Raw genomic sequence first — 14,373 nt, forward strand, 5'->3', positions numbered from 1 at the left:
ACTATATGACGCTCATTGCCGAAGCTCCTCCGAAGGATACGTATATCCCTTCTTTGCCGCCCATACATACCGTTACGCTGACTGTCAACGGTATCGAAGCTCAATTACAACTTGCTCCCTGGACGTCTTTACTCGATGCCTTACGCGAGTATATGGATATGACTGGTACCAAAAAAGGTTGCGATCACGGTCAGTGTGGAGCCTGTACGGTTCTGGTCGATGGGAAACGCATCAACTCCTGCCTGACGTTGGCCATTATGCAGGAAGGTAAGCAGATCACTACCATCGAGGGCGTTGCCCAAATGGCTACAGATGCGCCCTCTGGCCTCCACCCAATTCAAAAGGCGTTTATCGACTGCGACGCATTCCAGTGTGGTTATTGTACGCCCGGTCAGATTTGCTCGGCGGTAGGGCTCCTCAACGAAGGTCAGGCCAAAACAACCGCCGATGTCCGGGAACTCATGAGTGGCAACATTTGCCGTTGTGGGGCTTACACCAACATTGTACAGGCAATTGAGGAAGTCATAAATCAGCAGGCCGTATGAATAGCTTTACTTACATCCGCGCCGACTCGGTTGAACATGCTGTCAATGAACGCGTAGCGGAAACGGGCGCCAGGTTCATTGCAGGAGGAACTAACCTGCTCGACTTGATGAAGGAAACGGTAGAGCATCCTTCCCGCCTGATCGATATTACCCGCTTGCCCATGACCAGCATCACCGAAACCGTTGACGGTGGACTGCGGCTTGGGGCATTGGTAACCAATGCCGATACGGCTTATGACAAGCGTGTTCAGGAACGGTATCCGCTTCTGTCACAGGCTATTCTGGCCGGGGCTTCTCCACAACTTCGCAATATGGCGACCAATGGAGGGAATCTGATGCAGCGAACCCGCTGTTATTATTTCTATGATGTGGCCACACCCTGTAATAAACGGGAGCCAGGTTCGGGCTGCTCGGCCATCAATGGTTTCAATCGAATCCATGCCATTTTAGGGACGCAATTGCTGAGCCAGGATGGAATGCCAGCCGAGCCGCAGTGCATTGCTACCCATCCGTCCGATATGTGTGTCGCGCTGGCCGCTATAGGCGCTGTGGTACGGGTAACCGGCAACTATGGTGAACGAACGATTCCCTTCGCCGATTTCCACCGATTGCCCGGCAACACGCCACATATTGACAACTCCCTGGCATCTGACGAACTGATAACGGCTATCGACTTACCCCAGAATGGCTTTCCGAAAAATCATATGTACCTAAAACTGCGCGACCGGGCTTCCTATGCGTTTGCCTTGGTATCGGTTGCGGCTGCACTGGAACTGGAGGGCGATACGATTACGGATGCCCGCATTGCCCTCGGTGGCGTAGCCCATAAACCCTGGCGCAAACCCGAAGCTGAGGCTTTGCTGGTTGGCAAACCCGTTTCCGGCGAATCGTTTCAGGCGGCTGCCGATGCGTTGCTGGCCGGGGCTCAGGGGTACGGAGCGAATACGTTTAAAATAGAACTGGCAAAACGAGCCATTGTCCGCGCACTGGGGCAGGCCGCTAAACTCGAACCAACCGAATGAGTCAGGTAATTGGAAAACCCATTAACCGCGTCGACGGTCGGGATAAAGTGACCGGAAAAGCAAAATATGCCGCGGAGTTTCAGGTGCCGGATCTGGCTTATGGATATGTAGTTTCCGGAACAATAACAAAAGGAAAAATTACCCGCATCGATACCAGCGAAGCCCTGCGTCTGGATGGTGTTTTGCAGGTATTTACCCATGAAAACCGGCCCAAACTGGCCTGGTTCGACATCAGCTATAAAGATCAGGATGCGCCACCGGGTTCACCGTTCCGCCCCTTGCAGGATGCGACTATCAAGTACAGCGGCCAACCCATTGCCCTGGTTGTCGCCGAAACGTTTGAAGTGGCCCGCTATGCCGCGTCGCTAATTCGGGTTGAGTATAAAGAAGAATCGCACGAAACCAGTCTGGAAGCGAATCTGCACCGGGCCCGGCCCCAAAAGCACGGTGTGGCCGATTTGTTGAAACCACCGCCACCCAAACCTCGTGGCGATTTCAATAAAGTTTACGAGGAATCGCCCGTCAAAATGTATGGACGGTATATCCATGCGGCCGAACACCATAACCCAATGGAGTTGTTCGCCAGCACGGTCGTCTATGAAAAAGGTGGAAAGGAACCGAAGCTGACGATTTATGATAAAACCCAGGGCGTAACGAATAGCATCCTGTACGTTTCGCAGGTGTTCGATATCCCGTTCAAAAATATTCGGGTGCTATCGCCTTATATGGGTGGTGGGTTTGGCTCTGGTCTGCGGCCACAGTACCAGTTATTTATGGCCGTTATGGCATCGCTCGAACTGAAACGATCGGTGCGTGTAACCCTCACCCGCCAGCAGATGTTCACCTTTGGTCACCGTCCTGCTACCGTGCAGAATGTTGCGCTTAGTGCTACCGCCGACGGGGCTATGAATGCGCTCTACCATGATGCTAGGGGAGAAACCTCGCGCTTTGAAGACTACACTGAAATCGTAACAAACTGGGGTGGTATGATCTATCCGCCCGAGAACGTCACACAGGATTATAAACTGGTGCCGCTAGACGTGTATACGCCACTGGATATGCGGGCCCCAGGGGGTGTAACGGGTATGTCGGCGCTGGAGATAGCCGTTGATGAACTGGCCTATGAGTTGGGCATGGACCCGCTTGAACTCCGGCTGAAAAACTATACCGACCTGGATCACAACACCAAAAAGCCGTTTTCGAGTAAAGAACTCCGGGAATGTTTCCGGCAGGGAGCCGAGCGGTTTGGCTGGTCGAAACGTCAGTTTGAGCCGCGTTCGATGAAAAAAGGGCATAACCTGATCGGCTGGGGCATGGCAACCGGAATCTGGGAAGCGAATCAGATGCCCGCCCGTGCCGAAGCAGCTTTGCTGGTTAATGGTAAACTATGGGTTAGTAGTGCAACTGCCGACATTGGTACGGGAACCTACACCATCATGACGCAGATTGCCGCCGATACCCTTGGCGTTCCGGTCGAAGATGTGCTATTTAAGCTGGGTGACACGGATTTTCCGGTGGCACCTATTTCGGGCGGCTCCTGGACGGCAGCTACGGTTGGTATGGCTGTTCACTCGGCTTGTGAAGCCGTTGGTAAATCGCTGCTGGGGTTGGCGAAGAAATTGTCCGGCTCACCGTTCAAAGGGGCGAAGTGGGATGATATTGAGTTTGCCGATAAGCAGTTACGGCTCAAAAGCGATCCATCAACGGCCGTTTCGCTGCAAACGCTGGTTGACCTGAATGGGGGAAAGGCTGTTCGGGAAACCTCAACGGGGTTACCGAACGCGTTGAAGCAAAAAGACTATGCCCGCGCAACGCATTCAGCCGCGTTCGTTGAAGTTATGGTTGATGAAGAGCTAGGCACGGTAAAGGTTACTCGTGCTGTAAGCGCCATAGCTGCGGGGCGAATTTTGAATCCGAAAACAGCACGAAGTCAGATTCTGGGTGGCATGGTTTGGGGTATCAGCAAAGCACTTCACGAAGAGAGCATTCTGGATCACAACATCGGCCGATTCATGAATCATAATCTGGCCGAATACCACGTATCCGTCAACGCCGATATTCATGATCTCGATGTCATATTCGTCGAAGAAGATGACACCATTGTGAATCCGTTGGGCATCAAAGGGCTAGGCGAAATCGGGATTGTAGCCATGCCAGCCGCCATTGCCAACGCCATCTTTCACGCAACAGGCAAGCGGGTAAGAGACCTACCCATTACGCTGGATCGGTTGCTGTAAGATTTTTTTTGACAGGATTTACACGATTTACAGGATTGTTAAGAATAAGGTGAGGGCAGATTACAAATCTGCCCTCACGAACGCAAACAACCTCTAAACAGGTTACCTGCAAATCCTGTCAAAAGAAATTAGATCAAGCCACTGCTTTCCCTTCCAGGATGGGCCGTTTGTCTTTCGTTTTGGCCAGAACATTCAGGCTGCTCTGAAATTCAACCTGCACACCATCTGACCCAAATCGGCAGGTAACGGTGTCATAATGGGCCGTTTCAATAAATCGCCAAACCATTACAAACGTATTGGCATCTTGCCAGCTTCCCGAGCCAGCAACTTTGCGGGTTTCACCGCCCGGAACAGGTGTTGGCGTTAGCATCAGTGGAGCTATAGGAAAAGTAGTCGTGCTTTCGACCCATCGGTTTACCCCACAAAGAACCTGATGAGGTCCTTTATCGTCCTGAAGTTTAAAAATGCATCCGTCTTTTCCAAAAGTTAATGATACATCCTTGACATGCAGAGAGTTGTCGGCAACAGCATAGGTCTTGCCACTGATCTGGCTGAATACTGAAGAAGCGGGATGGCTAGGTTCAGGTAATAAGGTTAACGCTGTTAACTTCTTTGTCAGAGCGGCTTGCTGCGTTTTGGCTGATGCCAGATTTGTACCGCGAAGCGCTGGTAAAATATGAGTCCAGGCGGCATCCAGCACTGCCTGCATATTGGCCGTTTCGGAAGTCATCGCAATGACGGCATCCTCTTTTGGCAACACAATGCAGTATTGTCCGTAGGCGCCATCGCCCCGGTAGGCATCGTTCCGACACCGCCAGAACTGATAGCCGTACCCCTGAATCCAGTCGTTGACACTGGCATCGCCTTTGCCCCCTTTCGATTGGACTTCGGCTTTGGTAGCGTCGTTGATCCACGATTCCTGAATCAGTCGTTTGCCATTCCACATGCCTTTCTGGAGATACAGTTGCCCGAATTTGGCAATATCTTCGGTGCGTACCCGCAGCCCCCAGCCGCCGGTATTAATCCCCTGTGGCGAAACCTCCCAGTCTTCGCCTTCAATACCCAATGGTCCGAACAGACGCGGCTTCAGGTACTCCAATACGGTTTGTCCCGTCACCTTTTGCACAATAGCGGAGAGCATGTAGGTGGCCCCACTGTTGTAGACGAAGAACGTTCCGGGTTCATGCTCGACGGGCTGGGCCAGAAACGATTTTACCCAGGATGCATCACCACCGCGAAGGGCGCCCGTCGTATCCTTGTCGTGTCCGGTCGACATGGTAAGCAGGTCTTTTACACGCATAGCCGCCAGATTAGCGCTGACCGTTGCTGGCACATCGTCGGGGAAAAACTTTACCACCTTATCATCAACCGTAAATCGCTTTTCAGCCACGGCCATACCAACTGCGGTAGACGTAAAGCTTTTACTGAGCGAATACAGGGTGTGTTTATATTGAGGAGCATAGGGAGCCCACCAGCCTTCGGCCACAACCTGACCATGTTTCAGTACCATGACACTGTGGACATTAAGTTTCTGGCTTTCGATGGCATTTAGGAAATCCAGTAGTCCACTGGGCGATACACCCTGAGCTTCGGGCTGGCTCCGGGGCAGTTTACCCGTTTTGGTTGGTAAAGCCCAGCTCGTTGTTGGTAGATGGCTGGCAATCAGCAAACCAGCCGCGCCGAAGCCAAGCTGTTGCAGGAAATCTCTACGATTTAAATTCATGGTTTTGCCAAAGCGGTTTGAACTGAAAGTTAGTGTTTATAGGTCGATCAGGTAGCGCAAATCCAAAAGGAGTAGGGCATGGAAAAGTTACTATTGGTGAGGAGGAAAATAAACTATGAACGCGAAGCCGCAATCGAAACGTGCTGAATTAAATGGAATGTTGGATTTTTCGAGGGGAGTGGTTGATTGTTTTTTGATTCAGGGTATTTTTATAGCAGTCCTTCGGGTAAATTCCTGTTTTGCCAGAGATTTATTGGGGGGCATAGCCGTAACCACTTCACTCATCATAGAAAATGCCAAACCGATTCCTTCCTCTTTTTTTACCTCTTTTTCTGCTCACCATAGTAGCTCGTCCACAGTCGTTCAAGCCAAAGCAGTTGCAGGAGGCTACCATCGATCAGCTACACACGGCCATGCAGAAAGGTAAGCTGACGGCTGTGGAACTAGTCCAGCTTTACCTCGATCGCATTGAGGCTTATGACAAGCAGGGCCCATTTCTCAATGCGATTATTATGGTGAACCCCAAAGCCTTGACGGAGGCCCGCCGACTCGATTCATTGTACAAAGCGACAGGTACATTTGTTGGCCCTTTACATGGGATTCCGGTGATTGTAAAGGACAATTACAACACCTTCGACATGCCTACCACCAACGGAACGCTGGCCATGAAAAAGTCGATTCCGCCCAAAGATGCGTTTGTCGTCAAGCGGATTCGGGAAGCAGGGGCTATCATCATTGCTAAGTCGAATCTGGCGGAGTTTGCGACCTCGGGGCAGGTGTCGGTAAGTTCGATTCTACCCGGCTATTCCCGAAATCCATATGATACAAAACGAACAACGGCCGGGTCGAGTGGGGGAACAGCCGCTGCGGTAGCTGCCGATTTTGGCACTATTGGCCTTGGAACCGATACGGGTAGTTCGATTCGGGGGCCATCCTCGCATCAGAGTCTGGTGGGTTTTCGGCCAACGCTGGGCTTAGTCAGTCGGGATGGTATTGCCCCATTAGCGTTGACGAACGATACGGGTGGGCCGATCTGCCGGACGGTTGAGGATGCCGTGCGGATACTGGATGTGATAGCCGGTTATGATAAAGCAGATACCGTAACCCGACGGAGCGAAGGGAAGATACCCGTTTCGTATCGGCAGTATCTGGATAAAAATGGTTTGAAAGGCGCTCGGATTGGCGTATTCCGTCAGCTCTGCACTACCAAAAATTCGGACCCGCAGGTATATGCGCTTTTCAATAAAGCGCTGGACGAATTACGGGCGGCTGGGGCTACGATAATCGACTCGGTACGGGTGCCTGAACTGGACACCATCAACAAGCAGTTCGATACGATTCCGCAGCTTCGTCGCGATTTCAACGTGTATCTGGCAAACCTGGGACCCAATGCTCCGCACAAATCGCTGACATCTATCATCAAGTCGCGGCAATTTCATCCGAGTATCGAAAAAACGCTGCTGGATTCCGACAAGGACACGCTGGCGCCGGAAGCCCATAAAGGATGGGAGAAAAACCTGGCCTTGCGGGAGCGACTACGTAAACTGCTTCTTCGGGCCATGGATTCGACGGGTGTCGATGCGTTGGTGTATCCGTCGTTCAGCTATCCTCCGCGCTTGCTCGGTGATCTGAATACGCCGTCGGGTACGAATAACAATGCTCTGTCACCACCGACAGGCTTTCCGGCTTTTTCAGTCCCGATGGGCTTTACGTATACCGATTTACCCGCTGGTTTGCAATTCTTCGGGCGCCCCTTTAGTGAGTCAACCCTCATTCGGTTGTGTTACGCTTATGAGCAGGCTACCCACCATAGGCACCCACCCGACAGTACGCCTGTTCTGCCAAAGAAGAAGCGGAAAGCTACCCGGTCATAAAATCTCAAGTATCAAAACCGATACCTATAGAACTGACCGTTTGTCAGGGGTTAAGGATTTATGGTGGTTATTGTAATCATTGCTAAATCGCTAAAGCGTACAACGGGTTTGTAATCTTTCGCAGACGTTAATCTGAAAGACTTATTTTCAGCATGAGTTGACTAATTTCTTGCCTGGACGATTCGCGCCATTGAACTAATCAGTACCCGTTTTTTATGTTGAAACTAATTTTGAGTACGTGTTTCTTTATTAGTCTGAGTGTCCAGGCTGCGTTCTGCCAGAACCTTGAGCCACTTGAATTAGCCAAACGGATTTTTGATAAGAGCGACTTCCCCAAGTTACCTAATTACATGAGTGGAGAGTACGAAGGGCATCCGAATGGCTCGGATTTACCCAAAAATTCAGTAACGCGATTTCAAGTACTTGATCAGACAAATCAGCAAGCCGTAGTAGCCTTAACCATACTAGATGCTGGTGGACAGGGAGTAGATAATTACCTCTTTTTTAGAAAAGAATCTGTCTGGAAACTATATGCAGTAAGAGCATTAGCGATGAATGGTTTTAATTTCTATCTAAAAAAGATGCTCGAACGATTGACGCCCAGGCAAATCGATAGTGTTGTAACAAGTTCAAAAAAGAACCCTAAAGCGTCTCTATTTTCTTCAAAAAAAGAGTATGCGTTTAAGCTTGGCAATGCCCGGTTAATGACATCTACGGATGATCAATTAATTCATTATTTTAAAGCACATAAAGCTGAGTTTGAGAAGCTAAAGCAGTTGATGCTGAACAGGAACAATTACGTGGATGCGGATAAAGAAAGTAAACGACGATTCGGCGAGAACTTGAAGTCTGCTAGTGAGAAATTATTTCTATCCTATTCGCCTACTGGTGACGATAATTTTATAGACGCGACTGAATTGGTGATCGGGGGAATGGTTGATAATTGGGTAGGCTATGTGCATATACCGGATAAAAAAGACGTACCAGTTATGAGTGCAGGTCATATCATCTTGCTCCGTGAAATTGGGAATGGGTGGTATCTTTATAAGACAACCTAGGTAATAAGAAGGGGTAATGACGAAACTATCTTTATTTTTTATAGTACTTGCTCTGTCAACGGCTGGCTATGGGCAAAACCGGGCGGCTATGCTTACCCCCTTTGAACGTGATACCAATCAGACGGCAACGTATGAGCAGATTATCCGTTGGTATCGGCAGTTGGACCAGCAGTATGACCAGGCTAAATTGATTGAAATCGGGAAAACGGACATTGGTAAGCCTTTGCATTTGTTCCTGTTAGCAGCTGATAAACAATTTGCCTCCCGTCCTGACCGGGTTACCTTGCTGATTAATAATGGTATCCATCCGGGCGAACCGGAAGGCATTGATGCCTGCATGATGCTGGCGCGTGATTTACTGAAAGCCAATAAACTTCCCAAAAATGTTCTGGTTGCTATTGTCCCGGTCTACAATGTAGGTGGTTGCCTGAATCGGGGCGTTTCGCGGGTGAATCAGAACGGGCCAGAATCGTATGGATTTCGGGGTAATGCCCGTAATCTGAATCTTAACCGCGATTTTATAAAAGCGGAAGCTGAAAATACGCGGGCTTTTCAATCGATGTTCCAATGGCTGAAGCCGCAGGTATTTATTGATAATCATACCAGCGATGGCGCTGACTATCAGCATGTGCTGACGTATTTTGCGACGCAGAAAGATAAGCTTCATCCGTTGGTGTCGGGCTATATGGTTCGGTCGTTTCAGCCAGCGTTAGATAAACAGTTGACAGCTAAGGGCTTTCCATCTGCCCCGTATGTGAATCATGCAGGCGATACACCGGAGAGCGGGTTGATTGGGTATAATGACTCACCTCGGTATTCGACGGGCTATGCTGCTTTATTCAATTGTTTCGGGTTTACGCTGGAAACCCATATGTGGAAGCCCTTTCCTGCTCGGGTAAAGGCATCGTATGTGTTCGATGAGGAGGTAATGCATTTGTGCGATCGAGAAGCTAAAACGATTTTGACGAATCGACAACGAGCCGATGAAGCCATCCGCCAGCAGACAACCTTTCCTCTGAGCTATAAACTGGACCGTAGCAAGACCGATTCGGTTACGTTTCTGGGCTATGCGGCTGCTTATAAACCCAGCGAGGTATCGGGCCTGAACCGACTTTATTACGACCGCACAAAACCCTTCACGAAGCGGGTTCCTTACTGGAACACCTTCGCTGTCGATGTACAAGTCGATAAGCCTCGGGCGTACGTCATTCCGCAGGGATGGGCTGAGGTAATTGGTGAGTTAAAGCGCAATGGGGTGACGTTGACGCCCTTGGCAAAAGATACGTTACTAACAGTTGCTGCCTATTACTTTACGGATTTCAGGACTCCACAGCGTCCCTACGAAGGCCACTACCCGCATTCGGGCGTAAACGTGCGGACTGAAATACAAACGATTCAGTTTTATAAAGGTGATTTTCTCGTCCCAACCACACAAATAGCGAATCGGTACATTGTCGAAACGCTTGAGCCGCAGGGTGTTGACTCGTTTTTTGCATGGAATTTCTTCGATAGTATTCTGGACCAGAAGGAGTATTTTTCGAATTATATATTTGAAGACACAGCCGCTGACCTGTTGAAGCAAAACCCGACCTTACAAAAGCAACTGGACGAGAAACGTGCTGCCGACAAAGCCTTCGCCGAAAATGCCAATGCGCAACTGGATTTTATTTACAAACAGACACCGTATTACGAGAAAACCCATAACCGCTATCCGGTGTATCGGATAAATTAAAAACTCTTTTTTCGACAGGATATACAGGATAAAACAGGATTGCTTTGTCGATATTGATCCTGTTTTATCCTGTAAATCCTGTCGAAAAGTAAAACAAGATGAACTCAATGAGTCGTTTCGTAATTTGTTTCTGGTTGGTTGGCCTGGTTTCGCTTAATCTAGTTGCCCAGACTAAACCATCGTCGTTGGATGTCGCAGCCATTCGGTCGTTGCGGGCGGAGTCTAATCAGGCTATTCAGGCAAAAGACCTCAGTGGATTCGGGCAAACGATGTTGCCGGAAATAGAGGTGACGCGGGGAAGTGGTTCGCACGTGTCAGGCCGGGATTCGGTACTGGCGTCGGTAGCCGTTCAATTCAAAGACCCGGCTTTTCTGGGATACGTTCGGTACACGGATCGCATAGACATCAGTACAACCAGTCCATTAGCTGCCGAGCATGGGCATTGGGAAGGCCGCTTCCGCCGATCTGACGGCACTCAACTCATCACAGGAACCTACCTGGCGATGTGGCGCAAAACTGACTCAGGCTGGAAAATTCGCTCCGAATTATTTGTGAGTTTAAGCTGTACCGGCAGTGCCGCCTGCGGAAAGTAATGGCGATTAGTTTGCCTACGCAGACAATTCTTTAAAATAGGTGGATGAAAGCTGGAATGTATTTGGCAAGGTTCATTTATTAGATGGTACATCTGGTAGAAAAAACGAACATCAAATACCGAAAGAAGACCAGGCTTTTAGTCAACAATAGTTTTTTAATGAATCTGGGGCCATAAATCTATGGCCCCAGATTCAACTCTATTATACCTTCTTCCGTCTTACCCCTTTTTCACTTCCTTCGCCCAGCTATCTTTCAGGGTAACGGTTCGGTTAAAGACGGGTTTATCGGTAGTAGAATCGGAGTCGAGGACGAAGTAGCCTTTGCGTATGAACTGGAAATTGCGGATAGCTTCCGAACGAGCGGCTTCGACCAATGCTGGTTCGACAAAGGCGCGGACCACTTCCAGTGAGTTCGGGTTCAACAGTTCACGGAATTCGCGTTCGTCGGCGGCTGGGTTTTCGACCGAAAAAAGCCGATCATACAGCCGAACTTCAGCTTCGACAGCGTGTGGAACTGATACCCAGTGGATGGTACCTTTTACGTTAATACCCGATGTGTCCGAACCGCTACGGCTTTCGGGAATGTAGGAGCAGCGAAGTTCGATAATCTCACCCGCGTTGTCTTTGACCACTTCATCACATTTGATGATGTAAGCCCCTTTCAGCCGAACCATGCCGCCCGGAAATAGCCGGAAGAATTTCTTCGGCGGGTTTTCCATGAAATCATCCCGTTCGATATACACTTCCCGGCTAAACGGAACCTCCCGGTCACCTGCACTAGGGTCTTCGGGATTGTTTTCGATGTGCATGATTTCTTCCCGACCGACCTCATAATTGGTAATGACGAGCTTCAGTGGTTTTTCGTCCAGCACAGCCATCACGCGGTGCGTGGTTTTGTTGAGTTCTTCGCGGATGCAAAACTCCAGAAGGCCCACGTCGATCAGGTTATCGCGTTTGGCGATCCCGATGCGGTCGGCAAATTCGCGGATGCTGGCAGGGGTATAGCCCCGACGACGAATACCGGCAATGGTTGGCATACGCGGGTCGTCCCAACCGCTAACGTGTCCTTCTTCAACCAACTGCTTGAGCTTCCGTTTACTCATAACCGTATAGGTCAGGTTGAGCCGGGCAAACTCAATTTGTCGGGATGGGAAGATGTTTAACTGATCGATAAACCACTCGTATAATGGACGGTGTACTTCAAACTCCAGCGTGCAGAGTGAATGCGTAATATGCTCAATCGAATCGGATTGCCCATGGGCGAAGTCGTACATGGGGTAAAGGCACCAGGCGTTGCCCGTCCGATGGTGATGCGCATGCTTGATGCGGTAGATGATTGGGTCGCGCATGTGCATGTTGGGAGAAGCCATATCGACCTTAGCCCGTAACACTTTGGCACCATCTGGAAATTCACCCGCTTTCATGCGCCGGAACAGATCGAGGTTTTCATCTACACTCCGGTCCCGGTATTGATTCATGCGACCCGGTTCCGTCGGCGTACCTTTCTGTGCGGCAATTTCTTCCGACGTTGAATCGTCTACATAAGCTAATCCTTTCTGAATCAGTGTTTCAGCAAATTGATAAAGCTGGTCGAAGTAATCGGAAGCGTAGAACTCATTTTCCCACTCGAAGCCTAACCATCGTACATCGTTCTTGATCGAATCGACGTATTCAGTGTCTTCAGTAACGGGGTTGGTATCGTCGAAGCGTAGATTGGTCTGTCCGCCGTATTTATCGGCCAGGCCAAAATTAAGGCAGATGGATTTGGCGTGACCAATGTGCAGATAGCCATTGGGTTCGGGTGGAAAACGGGTGTGAATGCGTCCACCGTTTTTACCAGCGGCTAAATCGTCTTCAACAATTTGTTCGATAAAATTGAGAGAGTTTCCTGCATTATTGCGGTCAGAGGAGTTGTTCTCACCGGCAAGAGATTCTTCGGGTTCCTTCGTTGCTTCCGCCATGTCGTTACTTCACACTTGATAAAAGCCCGAAATTACGGCCTTTGACCGGGTTTGGCAAACAGAACCGTTATCAATTGCGTTTCAGAGAGTAGCTCGAGAGCCAGAAACAGCATACTCAAAAGCCCTGAATTTTCGCTAACAGGGTCATGGAAAAACTACTTAAGTAGGTAGTAGCCGCTCGTTAATTTATTATTAATGAACGAACAAAATGGCTGTCAGAACGAGTTGTTGCAGTGAGCAAGCCGTTTTCTATCAGCCAACAACGGTGCTCAAGGCTTACGATTTATGAAAAAAACGTTTATCGGCTTTCTTTTTGCGGTTGGGTGTTTCGTATCTAATTATGGATTTGCTCAGAGAACAACGGACTCGTTGACTCGACAGGCCTATCTGGCCGATTGTATTCAATACGCATTAAGTCACCAGCCGACTGTCAAACAATCCGTTATAGACCAGGAAATTGCCGAGCGAACAATTCAGAGTAGTCTTTCGGCCTGGTATCCACAAGTTTCAGCGGGGTATAGCCTGCAGCATTACCTGAAACAACCCGCAACGCTCTTTCCCGACCCAACCACGGGCGAAGTTGTTCCGAGAGTGATCGGGGCAAAAAATACATCGACGGCATCGCTGTCGCTGACTCAGAATATATTCAATCGGGACTTATTGCTCGCTAATCAGACAGCGGATGCGTACCGGGTACAGGCAACCCAGAATACGGTTCGTAACAAAATCGATGTGGTCGTCAATGTTAGCAAGGCTTTTTACGATGTGATTCTGACCCAGCGTCAGGTCGATATTCTGAGTGTCGATATTGCTCGTTTGCAGCGTAGTCTTCAGGATGCCACCAATCAGTATCAGAGTGGAATTGTCGACAAAACAGATCCACAACGGGCTGCTATTGCCCTTAACAATACGCGTGCTCAACAGAAACAATACCGGGATCTGATTGGGGCTAAATACCAGACATTGAAGCAACTGATGGGGTATCCGCCCAATACTCCGCTCAATGTGGCGTATGATACGCTGCAACTTGTAAACGATGCTAACCTGGATACCCTTCAACTGGTCAATCCGCAGAATCGTATTGAATACCAGCAGCTATTGACCCAGGGCCGGTTACTGGATGCCAACGTAAAATATACGCGCTGGGCGTATTTGCCTAACGTAGCGGCCTTTGGTAATTATAACCTGTTGTATCAGAACAATTCCTTCGGTCAACTCTTTGGTATGGTATTCCCGAATTCACTGATCGGCCTGTCAGTAGCGTTGCCAATTTTTCAGGGAGGGCGTCGGATTCAGCAGACCAAAATCGCTGAGTTGCAGGTACAACGGTTGCAATGGGACTTAGCCGCGCTCACCAGTTCGGTCGATGCGGAGTATGCACAGGCGCTGTCTAACTACAAAGGGAATCTTGCCAACTACCTGGCGCTGCGGGAAAACCTGATAATGGCAGAAGATGTCTACCGGATTATCAACCTGCAATACCGTTCCGGGGTAAAAACCTTCCTTGATGTGACCATTGCTGAAACAGACCTGCGAACGGCCCGTCTCAATTCGTTTAATGCACTTTATCAGGTATTAATCAGTAAGTTAGACGTTCAGCGAGCCCTCGGTGTTATTCAATTTTAAAC

General features: G+C 49.4%; 10 protein-coding genes. 8 read left to right on the forward strand and 2 right to left on the reverse strand.

Annotation, left to right across the window (positions count from 1 at the left end; all coding sequences use genetic code 11):
- Positions 1-5 precede the first annotated feature (5 nt).
- Genes BGO59_RS35955 through BGO59_RS35965 form a run of 3 tightly spaced genes read left to right on the forward strand, consistent with a single transcriptional unit; the run spans position 6 to position 3,804 of the window.
- On the forward strand, positions 6-545 hold the full coding sequence (locus tag BGO59_RS35955) for a 2Fe-2S iron-sulfur cluster-binding protein (protein WP_293692488.1): 540 nt from the start codon (positions 6-8) through the stop codon (positions 543-545).
- A complete protein-coding gene (locus BGO59_RS35960) occupies positions 542-1,567 on the forward strand; it encodes a xanthine dehydrogenase family protein subunit M (RefSeq protein WP_293692490.1) in 1,026 nt (341 codons plus the stop codon). Before BGO59_RS35955 ends, BGO59_RS35960 begins: the two co-directional genes overlap by 4 nt.
- Complete coding sequence (locus tag BGO59_RS35965; protein ID WP_293692492.1) at positions 1,564-3,804, forward strand: xanthine dehydrogenase family protein molybdopterin-binding subunit; 2,241 nt, start codon at positions 1,564-1,566, stop codon at positions 3,802-3,804. The genes BGO59_RS35960 and BGO59_RS35965 overlap by 4 nt, the downstream gene beginning before the upstream one ends.
- 133 nt (positions 3,805-3,937) lie before the next feature.
- On the opposite strand, the gene BGO59_RS35970 is transcribed toward BGO59_RS35965, so the two are convergent.
- On the reverse strand, positions 3,938-5,527 hold the full coding sequence (locus BGO59_RS35970) for a serine hydrolase (RefSeq protein ID WP_293692494.1): 1,590 nt from the start codon (positions 5,525-5,527) through the stop codon (positions 3,938-3,940).
- A gap of 293 nt (positions 5,528-5,820) precedes the next feature.
- Here BGO59_RS35970 and BGO59_RS35975 point away from each other — a divergent pair, with 293 nt between their 5' ends.
- The 4 genes from BGO59_RS35975 to BGO59_RS35990 all read left to right on the forward strand — a co-directional run bounded on the left by BGO59_RS35975 (position 5,821) and on the right by BGO59_RS35990 (position 10,784).
- Positions 5,821-7,401 carry an amidase gene (locus BGO59_RS35975; protein WP_293692496.1) on the forward strand — a complete coding sequence of 527 codons (1,581 nt, stop codon included), beginning with the start codon at positions 5,821-5,823 and terminating at the stop codon, positions 7,399-7,401.
- Between the two features lie 215 nt (positions 7,402-7,616).
- A complete protein-coding gene (locus BGO59_RS35980) occupies positions 7,617-8,459 on the forward strand; it encodes a hypothetical protein (protein WP_293692498.1) in 843 nt (280 codons plus the stop codon).
- A gap of 16 nt (positions 8,460-8,475) precedes the next feature.
- On the forward strand, positions 8,476-10,191 hold the full coding sequence (locus BGO59_RS35985; RefSeq protein ID WP_293692499.1) for a M14 family metallopeptidase: 1,716 nt from the start codon (positions 8,476-8,478) through the stop codon (positions 10,189-10,191).
- Between the two features lie 107 nt (positions 10,192-10,298).
- Positions 10,299-10,784, forward strand: a complete 486-nt coding sequence (locus tag BGO59_RS35990) for a nuclear transport factor 2 family protein (protein WP_293692501.1) — start codon at positions 10,299-10,301, stop codon at positions 10,782-10,784.
- A 218-nt stretch (positions 10,785-11,002) separates the two neighbouring features.
- Here BGO59_RS35990 and BGO59_RS35995 read toward each other — a convergent pair whose 3' ends face one another.
- Entirely contained in the window at positions 11,003-12,745 is a 1,743-nt protein-coding gene (locus BGO59_RS35995) for a glutamine--tRNA ligase/YqeY domain fusion protein (RefSeq protein ID WP_293692502.1), read from the reverse strand.
- A gap of 285 nt (positions 12,746-13,030) precedes the next feature.
- Here BGO59_RS35995 and BGO59_RS36000 point away from each other — a divergent pair, with 285 nt between their 5' ends.
- Positions 13,031-14,371, forward strand: a complete 1,341-nt coding sequence (locus BGO59_RS36000) for a TolC family protein (protein ID WP_293692504.1) — start codon at positions 13,031-13,033, stop codon at positions 14,369-14,371.
- Positions 14,372-14,373 lie beyond the last annotated feature (2 nt).

It is taken from the genome of Spirosoma sp. 48-14, from assembly GCF_001898575.1.
Taxonomy (GTDB): Bacteria; Bacteroidota; Bacteroidia; order Cytophagales; family Spirosomataceae; genus Spirosoma.